The sequence below is a fragment of the Cobetia amphilecti genome (assembly GCF_032923285.1).
Classification (GTDB): Bacteria; Pseudomonadota; Gammaproteobacteria; order Pseudomonadales; family Halomonadaceae; genus Cobetia; species Cobetia amphilecti.
Window position 1 is genome coordinate 1,939,445 of sequence record NZ_CP136695.1, and the last position, 18,605, is coordinate 1,958,049.

The 18,605-nt window shown below is 55.6% G+C and carries 15 protein-coding genes; 4 read left to right on the plus strand and 11 right to left on the minus strand.

All coding sequences use genetic code 11. The features are described 5' to 3' along the window. From R1T44_RS08360 to R1T44_RS08380, 5 genes are all read right to left on the minus strand, one after another. Entirely contained in the window at positions 1–1,458 is a 1,458-nt protein-coding gene (locus R1T44_RS08360) for an FAD-binding oxidoreductase (protein ID WP_284727638.1), read from the minus strand. Positions 1,459–1,488: 30 nt separating this feature from the next. Then, on the minus strand, positions 1,489–2,745 hold the full coding sequence (locus R1T44_RS08365; RefSeq protein WP_317292869.1) for a TRAP transporter large permease: 1,257 nt from the start codon (positions 2,743–2,745) through the stop codon (positions 1,489–1,491). Further along, positions 2,742–3,233: a TRAP transporter small permease gene (locus tag R1T44_RS08370; protein WP_317292870.1), complete on the minus strand. Its 492-nt coding sequence runs from the start codon at positions 3,231–3,233 to the stop codon at positions 2,742–2,744. Before R1T44_RS08370 ends, R1T44_RS08365 begins: the two co-directional genes overlap by 4 nt. A gap of 75 nt (positions 3,234–3,308) precedes the next feature. Further along, positions 3,309–4,361: a TRAP transporter substrate-binding protein gene (locus R1T44_RS08375; protein ID WP_107335113.1), complete on the minus strand. Its 1,053-nt coding sequence runs from the start codon at positions 4,359–4,361 to the stop codon at positions 3,309–3,311. A 198-nt stretch (positions 4,362–4,559) separates the two neighbouring features. Then, complete coding sequence (locus R1T44_RS08380; RefSeq protein WP_317292871.1) at positions 4,560–5,864, minus strand: L-fuconate dehydratase; 1,305 nt, start codon at positions 5,862–5,864, stop codon at positions 4,560–4,562. A gap of 292 nt (positions 5,865–6,156) precedes the next feature. On the opposite strand from R1T44_RS08380, the gene R1T44_RS08385 reads away from it, so the two are divergent. After that, the gene (locus R1T44_RS08385; RefSeq protein WP_317292872.1) at positions 6,157–7,686 is read left to right on the plus strand and encodes a UxaA family hydrolase; all 1,530 of its coding nucleotides are present in this window, start codon (positions 6,157–6,159) and stop codon (positions 7,684–7,686) included. 465 nt (positions 7,687–8,151) lie between these two features. Here the strand turns inward: R1T44_RS08385 and R1T44_RS08390 are convergent, their stop codons facing one another. Further along, a complete protein-coding gene (locus R1T44_RS08390; RefSeq protein ID WP_107335112.1) occupies positions 8,152–9,171 on the minus strand; it encodes an SMP-30/gluconolactonase/LRE family protein in 1,020 nt (339 codons plus the stop codon). 286 nt (positions 9,172–9,457) lie between these two features. On the opposite strand from R1T44_RS08390, the gene R1T44_RS08395 reads away from it, so the two are divergent. The 3 genes from R1T44_RS08395 to R1T44_RS08405 all read left to right on the plus strand — a co-directional run bounded on the left by R1T44_RS08395 (position 9,458) and on the right by R1T44_RS08405 (position 12,747). Then, a complete protein-coding gene (locus R1T44_RS08395; RefSeq protein WP_317292873.1) occupies positions 9,458–10,114 on the plus strand; it encodes a transposase in 657 nt (218 codons plus the stop codon). An 11-nt stretch (positions 10,115–10,125) separates the two neighbouring features. Continuing rightward, positions 10,126–10,791, plus strand: a complete 666-nt coding sequence (locus R1T44_RS08400) for a transposase (protein WP_317292874.1) — start codon at positions 10,126–10,128, stop codon at positions 10,789–10,791. A 975-nt stretch (positions 10,792–11,766) separates the two neighbouring features. Further along, positions 11,767–12,747 (plus strand): LysR family transcriptional regulator, encoded by a 981-nt coding sequence (locus R1T44_RS08405; RefSeq protein ID WP_284727689.1) that lies wholly within the window; start codon positions 11,767–11,769, stop codon positions 12,745–12,747. Positions 12,748–12,822: 75 nt separating this feature from the next. On the opposite strand, the gene R1T44_RS08410 is transcribed toward R1T44_RS08405, so the two are convergent. The 5 genes from R1T44_RS08410 to R1T44_RS08430 all read right to left on the minus strand — a co-directional run bounded on the left by R1T44_RS08410 (position 12,823) and on the right by R1T44_RS08430 (position 18,543). After that, a protein-coding gene (locus tag R1T44_RS08410; RefSeq protein WP_317291923.1) for an IS5 family transposase occupies positions 12,823–13,676 on the minus strand; the annotation gives its coding sequence in 2 pieces (ribosomal slippage) (positions 12,823–13,334 and positions 13,334–13,676; 855 coding nt in all). 60 nt (positions 13,677–13,736) lie between these two features. Further along, a complete protein-coding gene (locus R1T44_RS08415; RefSeq protein ID WP_317292875.1) occupies positions 13,737–15,314 on the minus strand; it encodes an aldehyde dehydrogenase (NADP(+)) in 1,578 nt (525 codons plus the stop codon). A 115-nt stretch (positions 15,315–15,429) separates the two neighbouring features. After that, positions 15,430–16,446, minus strand: a complete 1,017-nt coding sequence (gene araD1, locus R1T44_RS08420; protein WP_284727465.1) for an AraD1 family protein — start codon at positions 16,444–16,446, stop codon at positions 15,430–15,432. 145 nt (positions 16,447–16,591) lie between these two features. Then, positions 16,592–17,896, minus strand: coding sequence for a TRAP transporter large permease (locus R1T44_RS08425; RefSeq protein ID WP_284727466.1), 1,305 nt, complete (start codon positions 17,894–17,896; stop codon positions 16,592–16,594). After that, positions 17,896–18,543: a TRAP transporter small permease subunit gene (locus R1T44_RS08430; RefSeq protein ID WP_284727467.1), complete on the minus strand. Its 648-nt coding sequence runs from the start codon at positions 18,541–18,543 to the stop codon at positions 17,896–17,898. Before R1T44_RS08430 ends, R1T44_RS08425 begins: the two co-directional genes overlap by 1 nt. Between the last annotated feature and the right edge of the window lie 62 nt (positions 18,544–18,605).

Sequence of the window (18,605 nt, forward strand, 5' to 3'; positions counted from 1 at the left end):
TCATTCCTGGGGCTGGTAGTGTATGGCTGGGTCTGTCACGCGGGGCAAAATTCGTCCGGCGGCCATCAGGTTATCGGGATCGAAAAGTTGCTTGAGATCGGAGATCAACTCGCGTTCAAGCTCGCTGAGACCATCGAGGAAAGCGGTCTGCTTGGTGCGTCCGATACCGTGCTCGGCGCTGATGCTGCCCTGATAATCCTCGACGATGGCGAATAGTTCTGTTTCGAGTGCGTGAAGCAGCACGCGCTTGGCAGTGAGATCCAGCTCGGCAGGCGGCAGCAGGTTGAAGTGAAGGTTGCCGTCGCCGAGATGCCCGTAGGCGATGACTGTGGTTTGAGGAGAGATTGCAGCCATGGCTCGGTTGGCTTCATTAAAGAAGTTACCCAGCGTGGAGATCGGTAGCGCTATATCGGTGCGCAGATGCTCACCATGGAGCTGCTGTCCCTCAACCATGGCTTCGCGAATCCGCCAGAGGCGAGCAGCTTGGGCGTCGCTGCTGGCTAGCACACCATCGAGTACTTGTCCGGCTTGCATGCCACTATCGAAGAGGTGCTCAATCATGGCTTCGAGATCGACTGGGCCGCTGGCGGTTATTTCCAGCAGTACATAGAACGGTGCTGGAGTCTCCAGTGGATCGGGCAAATCGGGTGCTGCCTCGAAGGCGAGTTCTAGGCAGGCACGTGGGATCAGCTCGAATGCGCTCAGGAGTTCGCAGCAACTGCGCCTTGCCAGAGCATAGAGTCCTAGCGCAGCGAAAACGTCTGGCACAGCGACCAGCGCGGTGCGCGTTTCTTGGGGCTGAGGGAATAGCTTGAGAACCACTCCAGTGATGATGCCCAGCGTGCCTTCGGCTCCGATGAACAGCTGCTTTAGGTCATAGCCACGGTTGTCCTTGTGCAGCGCACGCATTCCATTCCAAATACGCCCGTCGGGCAATACTACCTCCAGCCCCAATACTAGCTGGCGTATCATGCCGTATCGTAGAACGTTGAGTCCGCCGGCATTGGTTGCGACGTTTCCGCCGATCTGGCAGCTGCCTTGGGCACCGAGGCTTAGGGGGAAGTCGCATTCGTGTTCTGCGGCCACGTCCTTGACAGTCTGTAGTACGCAGCCACTGTCCACGCTCAGGGTGAAATTTAGAGGGTCGATCTCACGAATCTGGTTGAGGCGCTCTAGACTGATTACCAGTTCTGGTTGCTCGGCATCGGGTAGGGCGCCACCAACTAGGCCGGTATGACCGCCTTGCGCGACCATGGGCACCCGATGACGGTGGCAGAACTCGACAATCCCGGCCACTTCTTCGGTAGTTCGTGGGCGTGCCACAGCTAGGGGACTGCCGAGCCTATCGCCTGCCCAATCTACTGCGTAGCGCGACATGTCTTGCGACGACTCTAAGATGCCGCCCTCACCAAGTAGCGCGTTCAAGGCGTATATGACTTCTGAAGAACTAATGTTCATACCGAGCTCCTCTTCCTTGATCTGGAGGGGTTAGCGGAACCATAGAACTAATCCGGGGAAGGCCAGTAATAGGGCTAGTAGGAGGAGTAGTGTGGAATAGAAGGGCAGTAGGCTCTTGACCAGGTGCTCCATACTGACCTTGCCGACGCCGCAACCGACGTAAAGCACGGTACCCACTGGAGGTGTGATCAAACCGATGCCAAGGATGAACGACATCAATACACCGAAATAGACCGGGTCGATGCCGAGCTTAACTACTATTGGAGTCATCAGCGGGGCAAGGATGACCATGGCGGGCGTCAAGTCCATAAAGAAGCCGACGATGAGCAGGAATAAGCTCAAAATGCCCAGGATTACGAACATGTTATCCGACAACGCCGAGAGACTAGCGACCAATTGTTGGGGGATCATATTGGCAGTTAATAGCCAGGCCAGAACATTGGCGAAAGCCAACAACAGCATGACGACCCCGGTAAGCTTGCCGGTAGCGATACAAAGTTGGAAGAAACGCTTCAGCGGCAAGCTGCGGTAGACGAACATTGACACTGCTAGAGCATAGAGAAGTGCGATTGCGGCACTTTCAGTAGGCGTGAAGACCCCGCTCAGAATCCCTCCCACGATGATCACAGGAAGCAGCAAAGCCAAAAAGGCGCTCTTTAATGCAGCCAAGAGTTCGCTGGCATCGAAAGGCTGGGCCTTGCCATTCTTTTTCGACTGTAGATAGGTAGTGACGGCAAGCCCCAAAGTGATCAATATCCCTGGAACTATTCCGGCCAAGAACAATGCCGAGATCGATGTGCCGGTAACAACGCCAAACAGAATCATGGGGATTGACGGGGGGATGATGATGCCTACCACCGAGGCAGCAACGATTATCGCAGTTGCCATCGGGGCCGAGTAACCATGGCGCTTCATGGGATCTATCATCATGCTTCCGACAGCCGAGGCATCAGCGACTGCCGAGCCGCTGATGCCCCCGAAGAACATTGAGGTCAGTACTGCAACTTGCCCGAGCCCTCCGGAAATGAAGCCGACCATGGCGCTAGCGAGCCGCACCAAACGCTTGGCGATACCGCCTTCACTCATTACCTCCCCTACTAGGATGAACAAGGGGATCGCTAGCAGTGGGAAGGAATCAAGACCGTTAACAGCCTCCGAAACGATGGGGCTCAGTGCGTAGTCAGCAGAGACGAATATGAACAGGCTGATAGCAGCGAGCCCGAAGGAGATCGGCATGCCGATCACGATGCATAATGCTAGGCCTAGCAAAAGGCTCCAGAGAATCATTTCGGGCTCCGCTTTAGCAGCTGAAATAGGAAGATCGTATTGGCAATCAATGTCAGAACCGCCATGACGGGCATGGCACTGTATAGCAGGGTTTTAGGAAGCTTTAGCAGTGGGGTTGTGCTGATGTAGCCGGCGACCAAGTGCTGGAAGCCGAGGAGGATACAAACGCATACGACATAGATGATTAGTACTGAGAGAATGCCGAAGAATCTACGGATCTTCGGTGGCGCCATGTTCTTGAAGAAGGTAACCGAGACATGCTCGTTGTTGAGGCTGCCTAATCCGGCGCCGAGCAGCACTAGCCAGATGAATAGCACTCGCGATAGTTCTTCGGCCCACACGAAGGAGTAGTTGAGTACGAAGCGACCGAAGACGTTAGATACCACACAGAAGACGACCCCCAGGACCAACAGGCCAATGACGATCTCGAGGCTGCGCTTGAGCAACCCCAGTACTGAAGAACGTGAGGAGATTGAGCTAGCGTTCATGGCGGACTCTTATGACTGGCGCGTTTGAGGTATAGGCGGGACGACGCTGGCCGCCCCGCTACGGCATATCCGCGTTTATTGTGATGCCTTTCGGATCGCATCGATCAGCTCACCGCCGATCTCGTCGCGCCAATCGTCATAAACCGGGGCCAGTTTCTCTTGGAATACTTCGACTTGCTCCGGAGTTAGTTCAGTTATCTGCATCCCGGCCTGCTTCAGCTGCTGCTTGATTTGGTCGTTCAGGGTACGGCTAACTTCGCGCTCGTAGTCACCCATCTGCTTGGCAGCGTCTCGCACCAACTGCTGATAGCCTGCAGGTAGGCGGTTCCAGAAACGTTCGGACACCAGCGTAATAAAGGGCGTGTAGACATGGTTAGTCTCACTGGCGTAGTCCTGCACCTCAATGAACTTAGAGGCTTCGATAGTAATCCAGGGGTTCTCTTGGCCGTCCACCACACCCTGTTCCAGCGCTGTGAATAGTTCGGCGAAAGACATTGGGGTCGGGTTGGCACCGAGCGTTCGCCAGATATCTAAGTGAATATCGTTCTGCATTGTACGAATCTTCAGGCCGTCCAGGTCGTCGGGGGACGTAACCGGTGTAGCGCTATTGGTCAGCTGACGATAGCCATTTTCGGCCCATCCAATAGCGACAAGTCCTTGTCGTGAAGCGTCATCGAGCATCTTCTGGCCGATTTCACCGTCCAAGACCTTATCGGCAACTTCTGGGGTGGGGAATAGGAATGGCAAGTCAAAGACGGCAAATTCCGGAAACATTCCCACTAGAGGCGAAGTGGAGGGAGCGGTCATCTCGAGTGTGCCGGACTGAAGGTTGCTGACGGCTTGAAGGTCATCTCCAAGCTGGGCGCTATGGAAGAGTTCGACCTGGATGTGGCCATCGCTGCGCTGTTCGACGATCTTTTCGAAGTACTCTAGACCTCGATATTGGGCACCGGATTGAGTGGTGCCGATACTGAACTTGATCTTGAAATCACCTTCAGCTTGGACAACGTCGCCTTGGACGGCAGGAATTGGTGGAATTTCAGGTGCGGCGCTGGCCTGTAAGGTGGTCAAACCTAGCAGTGTGGCGCCGATCAGAGAAGTCACACGCGTCATTGTGGTTGTGTGCATGCTTGGTTCCTTGATATGGCTAGCGTGTCTACGTTTTGCGGCGTGCCATCCGAGCACAGTGCGCTACGTATGGCTGAGAATGGTTGCATTAATTTTGGTTATGTTTGTCAATGCCTCCTGTATGTTCAACTTACACGAGGAGGCATCTGATGAGACTTGGCCATTGGTCGAAGTGCTGCGGATATGTTGAAGGTCAAATCATTGCTGCCAAGCTTCACCACCTGGGAACTGAAAGCGTGCCAGTGATTCGGGGTGCATAGTGATGCTGTACCCAGGGGCCTCTGGCACTAGATAGCGGCCCTTATTGATACGAACCGGGTCGAGGAAGTGCTCGTGCAAATGATCCACGTACTCAAGAAGTCGACCCTCAAGCGAACCGGAAACGGCAATGTAGTCAAACAAGGATATATGTTGGGTATATTCGCACAGCCCAACGCCTCCACCATGTGGGCAAACTGGAACGTCGTACTTGGCTGCGAGCAGCAACACCACGATCACCTCGTTAAGCCCACCCAGCCGTGCAGCGTCGAGCTGACAGAAGTCAATTGCCTCGGCTTGGAGTAGCTGCTTAAACATCACCCTGTTGTGACAGTGCTCACCAGTGGCAACGCCGATTGATGGAGCAAGGCGGGCGCGGATCTCTGCATGGCCAAGGATATCGTCCGGGCTGGTGGGCTCTTCGATCCATAGCGGGGCGTACTCTGCGAGGCTGCGCATGTTCGCGATAGCCTCGTCGACATCCCACATCTGGTTAGCATCCATCATCAGGGTGCGCTGCCAACCAATTTCTTCGCGTAGAATTTGTGCGCGCTGCCGATCTTCAGTCAGGTCACCACCGACCTTCTGCTTGAAATGCTCCCAGCCCTCTGCAAGTGCCTCTCGCGCCAAGTGACGCACTTTGTCCTCGGTGTATCCGAGCCACCCCGCTGATGTCGTATAGCCCGGATAGCCGGCCTCTCGCATATACGCCTCGCGCTTGGACTTTCCAGACTCGTTACGCTTGAGGATTGCCAGTGCTTCGCCTGGGGTCAGGGCATCGCTGACGAAACGGAAGTCCAGACAGCGCACTAGTTCTTCAGGGGTCATGTCGGCTAACAGCTTCCAGATGGGCTTGCCTTCGCGCTTAGCCCAAAGGTCCCAGATGGCGTTGACGATAGCGGCACATGCAAGGTGGATAACTCCTTTCTCTGGGCCCAACCAGCGCAGCTGGCTATCTCCACTGGTTAGGTCTCGCCAGAAGCTACCCATGTTGGCTGTTATCGCTTCCAGTTCACGCCCCACTATGCGTGAGGATAAGGAATTCACGGCAGCTACACACACCTCATTTCCGCGACCGATGGTGAAGGTCAGGCCGTGACCTTCGCGCCCGTCGTCTGCATCTGTGGAAAGTACTACGTAAGTGGCCGAATAGTCGGGGGCAGCATTCATGGCATCTGAGCCGTCTAGGTCCCGTGAGGTTGGGAAGCGGATATCGCGCACTTCGAGGTGAGTTATGGTGGTCATCTTTGCTCCTAGGAGGTCGTTTTTTAAATCGTGGTAGGGTCAAGCGTCCTAGCAGCGTATGTGTACTCTTTGATATCTATCCAATCAAAAATAAGTTTTAGCGATTCGTTTTGGTTATCGGTGGTCTGGTGCCGTGATGTTCTGCGGGTGGGGGGGCACAGCATGGGGAGAAATTCACCTTAAAGAAATTTTTGAATGCGAATGTATGTTTCTTGGTTGTTGTCCTTAAGTGTCATCTCGTGGAAGCATTGGTGGTTCCCCCCCCTAGCAATATCTATTTCGAGGTGCTGGCATGGAACTGATCAATAATTTACATGTGCTGGTCAGGCTGGATGATGCTGATAATGTAGGTGTTGCTACCCGAGCTATCCCTCAAGGCTATCCTGTTGACGGTAGCCAACATCTTGCCAAGCAGAATATCGATGCAGGACACAAGGTGGCGGTGATGTCGATCGCTAACGGCGAAGAGATCATCAAATACGGTCAAGTCATCGGTGTTGCCAGTCGAGATATTGATATCGGCGAGCACGTGCACACGCATAACTTGGCAATGCGTGAGCGCGACTCTTCCTTGATGAATTTCGTTTCAGCCGAGAAGACGGCGGTGATGGCAAATGATCGGACCTTCGACGGCTACCATCGAGACAATGGTCAGGTTGGGACACGCAACTACATTGGCATCCTATCGACGGTGAATTGTTCGGCGACGGTGGCCAAGATGGCGGCGGAATCACTCAATTCCAGCGGAGATCTCGAGGCGCTGGGGTTTGATGGTGTTGTTCCGGTTACTCATGGATCAGGGTGTGCCATTAACACCGAGTCCGACGGCTTCACCTTCCTCGAAAGAGTGATAGCGGGGTACGCCCGACATCCTAACTTTGCTTTCGTGCTAATCATCGGTCTGGGCTGCGAGACGAATCAGGTCAAGAAACTGGTCGAGAAGTCAGGCCTGACAGATATATCACACATTTATTATTTCAATATTCAGGAGGCAGGGGGCACTCGCGCGAGCATTCGACTGGCCAGCGAGAAGGTGCTGGAAATGGCTCGCGCGAAGGGGCCCGTGGTGCGGCGTCCGGCGGCGCTAAATCATTTGACCGTGGCGCTGCAGTGCGGTGGTTCTGACGGTTATTCGGGTATCTCAGCTAACCCAGCCCTTGGCCATGCTGCAGATCTTATTGTGAAACACGGCGGGAACGTGATCTTAAGCGAGACGCCTGAGATCTATGGGGCGGAGCATCTATTGCTTGATCGTGCCATCGACAAAGAAGTGGCGGTCAAGTTGCTAGAGCGCCTTGCCTGGTGGAAGCATTATACTCGCATTAATGGGGCAGAGCTCAACAATAATCCGTCGCCGGGCAACAAGGCGGGAGGCTTGTCGACGATTCTCGAGAAGTCGTTGGGAGCGGTGGCTAAGGGTGGAACATCGAGCCTCAATGATGTAATCGAATATGCCCAGCCGCTCGTGAGAAGCGGACTCAATTTCATGGATAGCCCCGGTTATGACCCAGCATCGGTGACCGGGCAGATTGCTTCGGGGGCCAATATGGTCTGCTTCACCACCGGGCGGGGGTCGGTATCGGGCTTCAAGCCTGCGCCTTGTCTTAAGCTTGCGACCAACACTCGTATGTTCGAGGCCATGCGTGAAGACATGGATATCAACTGCGGTATCATCGTCGAAGGGGGAGGGAGCATTGATAGCGTTGGTCGTGAGATATTCGAACACATCATATCGGTAGCCTCCGGTCAGCTCAGCGCTAGCGAGACTCTTGGTTACGGTAATAACGAATTCGTACCTTGGATGGTTGGAGCAATTACCTGATCAAAACGGGGGAGCTCTCGTAAATATATTGCTAAAGGTGATTATGTAATTTTTTTGTCAATTTATTACATGCAAAATGTACTGAATTAGCGGTAATATTACGGTGATATACCTTACGAAATAGCCCTTGTCGAATATGATGGGTGGCGTCATGGTTATCGACCGCATGCCACCCTTAATTACCAGCTTCCGCATAGCCGGCTGGGGCTTTTCGTAAACAATCGGATGGAGTCGCACAGCTAGACTTCGACGTCCAGTAGTGTCACAGCGCTGGTCAGTAGTACGGCGTAGGCGCCGGTCTCCATCTTGACGGTAGGTAAGACCGGCTGTTCCGCCACACGGGCCATGGCTTCAAGGTCGCGATTCGCGTGGCGGAACAGTTGGTTAAAATTGGTTTTGAAGAATCGAGCGCCGGCGCTGATGCCCTACAGATTCCCAAGAATCACCAGCGGCGGTAAGGCAGCTTTAAATGCCGCGAGCACCGGTGTAAATGGTGTAGATGGAGCGGCTAGCGGTCATCAGTAGTCGGTTGCGGTCCTCGCCGGCGAAGCAGACATTGGCACAGACCTCGGGCAGTAGGATGCGCCCGATGCGCTCACCCTCGGCGGTGAAGATGCTGACGCCGTCCTTGCCTTCGCCGCCGGAGGTTCCGACCCAGAGATTGCCGTCCTTGTCCACGGCCATACCATCGTAACCTTCGCCCTGACCTTCGACCAAGCGCTCGCCGTCTGAAACGGCCTTGCCGTCCTCCGCGAGCATGAATCGGAAGATGGCGGGTGGCTGGTCAGGATAGTGCGATGGCGCGGTATCGGTTACGTAGAGTGTGCGCCGGTCCGGGCTGAGAGCGATGCCGTTGGGCTTGTAGGGCGCTGTGGTCAGGCGCAGCGGCTCGTCCAGGGTATCGTCAACGTAATAAACAGCCGGCTCGATCTCCAGATCGCGCTTGTGGCCCTCGTAGTCCACGTGAGCGCCGTAACCGGGATCGGTGAAGATGATGCCGCCGTTGGGCAGCGTGACCAAGTCATTAGGTGCGTTGAGACGCTTGCCCTGCCAGTCGTTGGCCAATACGGTCACGCTGCCATCCCACTCGTAGCGAACCACCCTGGCGGGCGAGTGCTCGCAGGCGATGAGCCGGCCGTGGTCGTCGAAGGCATTGCCGTTGGAGTGACCGACCTTGTGGCGCAGCACACTAACCGTGTTACTGGCCTCATCCCAGCGCATCTGGCGCGCGCGGGGGATGTCGCTGAACACGGCAAAGCGACCGACGGCGTTCCAAACCGGACCTTCGAGCCACAGCCCGCCGCTCCAGATCCGCTGCAGCGGTGAGTTGAATAGCATGTAGCGTTCGAACCGCTCGTCGAGCACCTCCCAGCAGTCGTTAGGATAGCGCTCGGGCGCTTCGGCGCGGGCGAATAGGGAGGGCGAGCTCGCCGCAGCGGTCAGTGCGGCGGTCCCAGCCAGGAATTGACGGCGTCCAATCGTCATATATCACCTCATGTGAAAGCGTATTTGTTGTTCGGGGTTCTTTAATGAGAATGACCTGATGGAACGTATGTGTAACTGCGACATACGTATGGTTAACATTTGCAGGGGGTGTGGTTGCCGACGAAGGAAAATGGCCGCCACGTCGTTGCGAATTTCGGGCTTGCAGGTGACACCCGATGAGCCCGGCTTATTCATGAGGCCGACCTGAAAACGAAGATGGCGAGTAGTTTTCTCTTGTAGAATCAGGATGTTACTGCCAGAACACGATTCAAGAGGACCACTCGCCATGGATGAAACCCTAACGACCTGGACGCCCTCATGCAACGGCTCTGTCCGTGTCGAGCTGAGCGGCCACCGCACCACCAGCGACAGCGGCGCATTGTTGCTGCGCGAAGCCCTCGACAGCAGTGGCGTGATCGAGGAGCTCGAAGATAACCTGGTCGATCCGCGCCATCCGCTGCGTATTCGCCACTCGCTGGCCAGCCAGATACGCACCTTGGTGCTGCAGCGGGCGATGGGGTGGATCGATCTCAGCGATACCGACACGCTGCGCCGTGATCCGCTCTGGCAGCTGGCCTGCAGTGATGCGCGCGGCATGACGCCACTGGTCCAGGATAGGCCGTCCCAAGCCACGCTGTCGCGGCTGCTGACCTGCCTTGGACACAACGACAACATCGATGCCGTGCATGAAGGTCTGCTGCGGCTGGTGGCCTGGCGCCTGACCTCGCTGAAGAACGGCGAGCGTCCCAAGCAGCTGACGCTAGACATCGACGGCCTGCCGATTGAGGTCCATGGACACCAGGGCGGTTCCGCTTATCATGGCCTTTACGGTACGCGGATCTATTCGCCGCTGGTCGCCGCTGGTCGCCTCGTTGGCCGAAACTGGCGACATGGTCGGCGGCCTGCTGCGCGAGGGCAACGCCGGCCCCGCCGAGAACGCTGATCCCGCACCTGGTGAAGCGGCTTAACGAGAGCACCGGCGCCCAGGTTCGGGTGCGTATCGACGCCGGCTTCACCGACAATGACACGCTGGAGGCGCTGGAGAAGCGCAGCATCGAGTACCTGGGCCGACTGCGCAGCCACAAGGGCTTGCAGGCGCTGGCAGCGCCCTACCTGAAGCGGCCACGCGGCCGGCCCCCTGAGCAGCCTCGGGAGTGGTGCCACGACCTTGAATACCAGGCCGGTACCTGGCCAACGCCACGACGCGTGGTGCTGGTGGTTCAGGAACGCCCCGATGACCTGCTGCTGCATGCCTTCTTCCTGGTCACCAACCTCGGCAAGTTCGACTGGCCGCCCGAGAAGATTCTGGCACTCTATCGCAAGCGCGGCAGCGCCGAAGCGCACATGGGCGAGGTGAAGTCGGCGCTCGACGTGCATCTCTCGTCGACCGATCGCGGTGCCTCCACCGTCCAGGACGTGATGGCCCGCAATGAGGTGAGCCTGTTGCTGAGTCTCTACGCCTATCAGGTTCTGCATGGCCTTCGCTGCTTGCTGGGGCGCCAGACCCGGCAGGGTTGGAGCCTGAGCCGGATGCGTGAACAGGTGCTCAAGGTGGCGGCGACGCTCTCGCTGCACGCTCGGCGCATCACCGTTCACCTCGGCGATGCGGCTGATAAATAGTGGCCTGCCTTGCTGAAGGGGCTGCCGAAGCTGACCGCGCTCAGCTGACGTTCGGCGCAACCACCATAGCTTCAAGAATCGAGCGACCGCAGCGACGGTCGACGATGACGGCTGCTTTAACGGCGTGATTAATTCCTGAACGTTATATAGATACGACAGAAGAGCAGCATTTGGGCATGATTCAGCGGGCCGTTACGGCGTAGATAGCGCCCCTGGTGCGAGAACCCAGCGGCCAGCCACTTCAAGCCGCCTGATCAGGGCACTCGTGAATAAGGCGGGATGAGGCGTATTTCTCTTGACCACTGTACAAAGCGGCCTGATGATGTTGATGATCCGATCCGAGCTTGGATAAGCTGTCAGATTATTCAAAGAATGAGGGCAGTTTCAGCTGTGTAACCCAAAGATCTGACATAACTTCTGTCTCGTATGGCTCCCTTTAAACCGCTAGATTAATAAGAATTCTTCCGAGAGTCCGTCGTCAAGAGAGTAATAGCCTTTATAATATTTTCTTCTCTTACTCCACCCACCGATCTTACGCTTCATCTCTTGGATCTCACACTGCGTCCTCGTGAACACTTCATCGGTCATCGGAGCTCTGCATGTCTGCTCAACTCGCGGTCTAGAACCCTAATGTTTCGAGATATTTTACTTGTCTTCATGGTTTCACACGAGGCCTTCAGCGAGTAAATCTGGCGCGACAATGCGCTGGGTGCCTCCTAGCTAAGTCTTGGGCCGAGCGTTATTTTTTCGTCATCATTCGAGCCTTAAGATCTCCATGAGTGACCATGCTCTCAGTGTCAAATAGTCAGATTTACCATGCTGATATAATAAGGCTTGCTGAAAAACTACATTAGCTTATGATTAGCTCTCTGTAAATGCTAACTCGAGCTTGTGACCCAGTGTCCCTTTCAAGTCATTATGACGCTGGCATGTTGCAAGTATAGATTTTTCGCACTGTAATGGGGTCCCGTGATCATGGAAAAACTGTCATCTTCTAGCCTTCGTGGTTGGCTACGTTTTAAACATCTGACATTAATCACAACGCTGGCGCAGAGTCAGAATATGCATTCGGCGGCTCGTATGATGCATTTGAGCCAGCCTGCAGCGAGCAAGATGTTGCGTGATCTCGAGGAATATTTTGGTTTCGCTATCTTCGAACGACTGCCGCGTGCCATGCAGCCTACCGAGCTTGGAGAACAGGTAATTCGCCATGCATGGCGACTGATAAATGATGCTGATCGCCTTGTCAGTGATATTAATGATCTACGTGAAGGAGGCTATGGCCAGCTGTTGATTGGCGCGATTCCTGCGGCGGCTCCTGAGATTCTGCCAGCGGCGATTGCGCGACTTAAGCGTCAACGGCCGCGATTATCCATAGACTTGCAAGAACAGACAAGTGATCGGCTGTTGGCTGAACTCGAGTGCAAGCGGCTTGACTTGGTAATTGGTCGACTGACTCATGTTAGTCAACACAATCTATTCGACTTCGAGCCCTTACTTAATGAACCACTGCGGTTGGTCGCACGACATGATCATCCATTGGTGTTAGATGATAAAGTGCCTGACCTCGAGTTACTTAGTCGCTGGCCTTGGATTCTGCATCCTTTGAGTAGTCCTATGCGAGGCGTATTTGAAGCTGCATTGGCTGAGGAGGGCGTAACTTCGCCAAACAATGTTGTCGAGACTACTTCGATCCAGGCGACATTACAACTGTTGCAAGCATCCGACATGCTGGCGGTCTTGCCACGTTCGGTATTACGACGACCGCTTGAAAGTGGTCAGTACGCGGTACTTAAGCGCGTGATTGGTAAACCTCTCGATTACTACGGCATCATAACTCGTCGTAATGAGCCGCTGTCGCCTGTCGCACAGGAGATAATCAACCATTTGCGCGATCTAGTCGCTGATCTAACAGATAGCTCTGTGCTACCTGACGGTTTTAACGAGTCAAAATAACAACGGGACGGCAAATGCCGTCCCGTTCAGTATCACCTGTTCACTCTGGTAATATTTTCTAAAACCGCATGAACCTTAGGTTCTGTACGAAAAGTCGGCTCGTAGGCAGCGACGTATGCAAGCTAGGCATACCATCGCATAAAAGCTACGGGCCAACTTCTCGTACCGCGTCGCAATACGACGGAACTCTTTCAGCCAACTGAAAGAGCGCTCCACGATGTTTCGCTGACGGTACATGGGTTTATCGAAACCCCGAGGAAGGCCTGGACGGGGTTTTCGCTTCATCCTTCGTTGGGCGATGATCGGCTTGATACGAACGCGGTCGCAGTAACGACGCAGCTCATCACTGTCATAGCCCTTGTCTGCCACGATGTAGCGGCAACGTTTTCGTGGCCGACCGAGACTCCCCGGTAGATGAACTTTTTCCAGGGTGGGCATGAAGTATCGGGTATCCGACTCTTGACCTCCCGATAGTGTGAAAGCGATGGGCCAGCCAAGACGATCACAGATCATATGGATTTTGGTCGTGATGCCCCCACGACTCCGGCCCAACGCATGGTCTAAGGGTTCTTCAGATCCCCCTTTTTGCCTCCACCAGCGGAGGCACGTGTTGCACGAACGGCGGTTGAGTCGATCATCCAGGACTCGAGATCCATCAGGCCATCTTCGCGAAGCTGGAGTTGAAGACGCGACAAGACTGCCTCAAAGGTGCCGTCATCACGCCATTGTCGAAACCTGGCGTAGACAGTGCTCCAAGGGCCATAACGTTCGGGGAGGTCACGCCACTTGGCACCAGAGCAGAGGGCCCAAAAGATGCCGTTCAGCATCTGTCTGTCGTCTTTCCTGGGTCTGCCCATCGATTGAGCCGGTGAGACAATGTCTTCGATCAACTGCCATTGGCTATCCGAGATTTCGTATCGTCCTGTCATACCGCACCTATGCTGGATGTGCATGGGTCACATTAGCAAAAATGACTTTTCGTACAAAACCTAGGTCTCGCGGTGGCCGTCGATCAAGCGACTTACCCCGGCGGGGTTGCCGTCACGCAATGCTTCAGGTAGTAGGCCTTGTGGCAGGTCTTGGTAGCAGACTGGGCGCAGGAAGCGATAGATCGCTGCGCTGCCCACAGAAGTGGTACGCGAGTCTGAGGTGGCAGGATAGGGGCCACCGTGGACCATGGCGTGGCACACCTCGACGCCGGTTGGCCAGCCGTTAGCCATCACACGACCAGCGCGACGCTCGAGCACAGGCAGCAGCAAACGGGCTGCGCCCAGGTCGTCTTCGTCCATCTGCAGGGTGGCGGTGAGCTGGCCTTCTAGCGATTCCGCCACGTGCTTAACCTCGTCGAGGTCGGTGCACTCAACCACCAGTGAAGTGGCACCGAACACTTCGGCCTGTAGCGTCTCATCGCTCATGAAGTCCTTGGCAGAGGTCAAGAACAGCCCGGTCTGGCAAGCATTTTGGCTCTCGCCAGTTGCGCCGCGGGCGACTTCGCGGGCAGTGCTACTTTGCAGAAGACCATCGACGCCCTGCACGTAGGCATCATGAATGCCTGGGGTCAGCATGGTCTGGGCCGCGGAGTCTTTTACCGCCTCGCTGGCGGCGGCCACGAAAGCATCGAGTGCCTCGCCCTTTACTGCGATGACCAAGCCTGGGTTAGTGCAGAACTGGCCGGCTCCCATGTTCAAAGAGCCGACAAAGGCATTACCCAGTTCCTTGCCGCGTGTCTTGAGTGCTTCAGGCAATAGGAACACTGGATTGATTGAGCTCATCTCGGCATAGACGGGGATCGGTTCGGGGCGTTCTTGGGCTGTTTGCATCAGAGCGGTGCCGCCCGAGCGGGAGCCGGTGAAGCCCACCGCCTTGATGCGCGGATCGCGAACCAATGCCTGGCCGAGCTCACGTCCGGAGCCATAGAGTAGTGAGAACACGCCTTCGGGCAGTTCGCTTTTGGCTACGGCGCGTTGTATGGCGCGACCGACCAGCTCGGAGGTGCCGGGATGTGCAGCGTGAGCTTTGACAATGACTGGGCAGCCTGCGGCCAGCGCCGAGGCAGTGTCACCGCCGGCAACGGAGAACGCCAACGGGAAGTTGGAGGCACCAAACACGGCGACGGGGCCCAACGCGATGTGACGCTGGCGCAGGTCGACCCGCGGCATTGGCTGACGCTCAGGTAACGCAGGGTCAAGGCGTACATCGAGCCACTCGCCATTGCGTACGACCTGTGCGAAGAGGCGTAGCTGACCGCATGTACGGCCCCGTTCACCCTCGAGTCGGCCACGGGGCAGCCCGGACTCAGTCATGGCACGCACGATAAGATCATCCCCGATTGACTCGATCTCCTCAGCGATGGTTTCGAGAAAGCACGCACGGACTTCGAGGCCAGTCTCGCGGTAGGTATCAAAGGCTGTCCAGGCCAGTTCACAGGCACGCTCGACCTCCGCTCTCGAGCCTGCCTTATAGCCGGGTTCGAGGGTTTCGCCGGTAGCGGGGTCCACTGCGTGGATGGCATTGCCATTGCTGAGTACGGCCTGTTGGCCAATGAGTTGCTTGCCTTCTAGAGTCATGTGAGATCCATTTCGTTTGCAGGGATGATTAGTTGTCTATATCGACGGTGGCTCGACAACTATTCAATATATACACAGTAAATTTTAAGGATGGTCGAAGCGTTTTTTCAGTCGGTTACATTGGCGTGACGCTGACTTGATCATCGGCTTTGTTTGGCTGAGCAAGTGGATTACGTAACGGACGCCCGAAAGCCGGTAACTCGATCTCATATCGCTCGCCTGGATTAACTCTGACACCGTCGGCGAAGCTTAAAGTCGCGGTACCCAAGAAATGGATATGGATATCGCCGGGTCGGCGGAAACCAGGATATTTGAAGTGGTGGTGCTCCAAGTTGGCGATGCTGTGCGCCATGTTGGCCTCTCCGGTCAAGAACGGCCTCTCCCACAAGGTCTCGCCATCTTTGGTGATACGCGAGATGCCCTCCAGTTGATGTGGGAGTTCGCCGATCAGTAGTTCAGGGCCAAAACTACAGGCGCGAAGCTTCGAGTGTGCCAACCACAAATAGTTGTAGCGTTCGATGGTGTGATCTGAAAACTCGTTGCCGATGGCAAAGCCGAGCCGATGGGGACAGCCATGATCGTCAATGAGGTATAGTCCAGCTAGTTCAGGCTCTTCACCGGCGTCTTCAGCGAAGGATGGCCAGGGCAGGGGAGTCTCAGGGGCCACCACACAATTACCATCACCCTTGTAGAACCACTCGGGTTGGGCGCCAACTTGACCCTTGAAGGGCTTGCCACACTCGACGCCGAGCTTGAACATGCGCATGGAGTCGGTTAGTTGTTGGTCATTGGTCTCAAATGATGCTGCGTGCATAGCGCTACGGGTATCGGCACTGCCAAGGTGAGTCAGACCGGTGCCGCTGACCAAACAGCGTGCGGCATCCGGATGGGTCAAAGGCGGAAGTAAAAGTTCCTTTTCGACTAAACTGGCGTAATCGAGGCACTCGCTACTGAGGCTTTCCATTACTGTAATCGCCAGGCTCTTGCCCGTGGCTAAGGCACGGCGTGCCAAAGTGTAGGTGTCAGCGTCGGCTAGTCGTACACGATCCACATTTTCAACCAAGGCGGCCTTGATACTGCCTTGGTGGCGGCACTGAATGATACGAAAAGGCATGGGTGTGTCGTGTTGCATAGCGATGTCCTTGCGTGTGGTTACTAACCTGTTCCGGATTACAGTTAGCCATAGGCGTTTTAATACGCCTCTGGCTAGATTTGCAGTCAAAGAATTGAGTCGCGTTATAAGTAGATTGTCTTGCAGTTGAAGAGAGAGGTATGAATCACTGCACCAGCCACATTGCCATCTCGGGCCACACTAATAGTGCAGCGAGCACACATAGCTGCAAGCCGATGAAGGGGAGCACCGCGACGAAAATATCCTTGAGACTTATGTTCGGTGGCGCCACGCCCTTTAAATAGAAAGCTGCAGGGCCGAAAGGTGGCGATAGGAAGGAAACTTGCATGTTCACCGCGAATAGAATGCCGAACCAGATTGGGCTGTAGCCCAGCTGTACAATGATCGGCACGAAAATGGGCAGGGTCAGCATTGCCACTCCAATCCAGTCGAGGAACATTCCAAGCACTATTAGGATCGCCATCATCACGAGAATGATCACGATGGGTGATACGTCAAGATCCATGATCATGCCGGAGATAAAGCGGTTTCCTCCCATTAGGTTATAGACCCCCACCAAGGCGGCGGCACCGATACCGATCCAGATGATCATGCCGCATGTCACCAGGGTCTGGGACAAACTTCTATGCATCATGGAAAATGAGAACTCCCCCCGGGCGATTACTGCCAGCAGTACGCCGAATACGCCCATGGCCGCTGCCTCAGTGACTGAGGCCACGCCCCCGTAGATTGAACCCAGCACCATAAAGGCGATTAACGCGGGCACGAGAATCGAGCGCAGTGCAGCTCCTCTAGAGGCAAAGCCGGCGTTGCGGTCTTCCTCACGCATAGGCGGCCCCATGGTGGGATTGCGGAGGCAGCGCACCAGCACATACCCGATATAGGACAGCATTAGAATCACTGCCGGAGTGATCGCTGCAGTGAATAAATCGGCAATAGAAACGCTGGCGATCAAGCCGTAGATAATTAGTACGATTGATGGCGGCATCATGGTCCCGAGTGCTCCTCCTGCACAGACCACGCCGATCGATAAGTGCTTGTCGTAGCCAAGCCTGAGCATCTGCGGCAACGCCAGAATACCCAGTAGCACGATTTCGCCGCCGATGATGCCGGATAGTGCGGCTAGAAAGAATGCAACTACCACGGTCTGGACGGCGACCCCTCCGGGCAGGCGACCAGCAAATACCCGCATGGCGTTGAACAAGTCTTTGGCGATGCCAGATCGATCGAGTAGCGAAGCCATCAACACAAACATCGGTACCGCCACCAAGGAGTACTCGGTGACGAACCCATATACCCGGCTGGTAACCAGCGGCAGGGCGTTAGGGCCGAACCAACCAAAGGTAAAAGCCAGAGCCACTAGGCCGGTGATAAAGGCTAACGGTAGGCCTGTGACCAGTAGCGCGAAAATGGCGCCGACCAACAGCAAAGTCCCATCTGCGATGCTCATTAGTCAGCTCCTCCTTCGGGGGCGTCGGGGGCGGGCTCGCCTCTGATCGACTGGATTAAGTGGATCAGCGCCTGGATGCACATGATCGCCACTGCGGAGAGAATCATGCCCTTGACCAAGGCTGGGAACGGCGGGTTCCAAGAAGTGCCGGACCGCTCTAGCTGCAATGCACCAAGGGGATTGTGGGAGGCGCTGTAGAACATTAACCAAGCGGCATAGGTCATACCCATGCAGAAGGCGAAGGTAACCAAGTCGTTGAAGCGATCAAGCCACAGCCGGAATCTTGGCCCGACGGCGTCGTAGAGCACCTTGACTCGGATATGACGGTTGGAGGCCAGCGTGGCCGGCCCACCCAGACAAAAGCTGACTGCTACCAGCATAACTACTGTCTCGTGGACCCAAGAGGTAGGCGCGCCAAAGCCATAACGCATGATTACTTCATAGACGCTGATAGCCATGGCGATAAATACCAGCCAGGCGACGACTTTAGCCACACGAACCACGCCACGATCGAAATAGCTACGAACCACATCGGGTGCTCGCTCGAATGTTTTACTATCCGGCGGTGGCTTAGATGATGGATTGGCTGGCAGATTAGTACCGTCTATCGGCGATTTAGGAGAGTTGTGTGAAGAAGGAGATGTCATGGTTGCTCCGGACCACTGGCGGCATTGGTTAATAGGGTTTAGGACCGCAACCGCAAGCTTGG

Bases quoted from the DNA above. Each gene is read 5' to 3' on its own strand.
- R1T44_RS08365 (WP_317292869.1), bottom strand. From the start codon at position 2,745: ATGATTCTCTGGAGCCTTTTGCTAGGCCTAGCATTATGCATCGTGATC.
- R1T44_RS08430 (WP_284727467.1), bottom strand. From the start codon at position 18,543: ATGACATCTCCTTCTTCACACAACTCTCCTAAATCGCCGATAGACGGT.
- R1T44_RS08380 (WP_317292871.1), bottom strand. From the start codon at position 5,864: ATGACCACCATAACTCACCTCGAAGTGCGCGATATCCGCTTCCCAACC.
- R1T44_RS08395 (WP_317292873.1), top strand. From the start codon at position 9,458: ATGGATGAAACCCTAACGACCTGGACGCCCTCATGCAACGGCTCTGTC.
- R1T44_RS08425 (WP_284727466.1), bottom strand. From the start codon at position 17,896: ATGAGCATCGCAGATGGGACTTTGCTGTTGGTCGGCGCCATTTTCGCG.
- R1T44_RS08360 (WP_284727638.1), bottom strand. From the start codon at position 1,458: ATGAACATTAGTTCTTCAGAAGTCATATACGCCTTGAACGCGCTACTT.
- araD1 (WP_284727465.1), bottom strand. From the start codon at position 16,446: ATGCAACACGACACACCCATGCCTTTTCGTATCATTCAGTGCCGCCAC.
- R1T44_RS08385 (WP_317292872.1), top strand. From the start codon at position 6,157: ATGGAACTGATCAATAATTTACATGTGCTGGTCAGGCTGGATGATGCT.
- R1T44_RS08405 (WP_284727689.1), top strand. From the start codon at position 11,767: ATGGAAAAACTGTCATCTTCTAGCCTTCGTGGTTGGCTACGTTTTAAA.
- R1T44_RS08390 (WP_107335112.1), bottom strand. From the start codon at position 9,171: ATGACGATTGGACGCCGTCAATTCCTGGCTGGGACCGCCGCACTGACC.
- R1T44_RS08375 (WP_107335113.1), bottom strand. From the start codon at position 4,361: ATGCACACAACCACAATGACGCGTGTGACTTCTCTGATCGGCGCCACA.
- R1T44_RS08370 (WP_317292870.1), bottom strand. From the start codon at position 3,233: ATGAACGCTAGCTCAATCTCCTCACGTTCTTCAGTACTGGGGTTGCTC.
- R1T44_RS08415 (WP_317292875.1), bottom strand. From the start codon at position 15,314: ATGACTCTAGAAGGCAAGCAACTCATTGGCCAACAGGCCGTACTCAGC.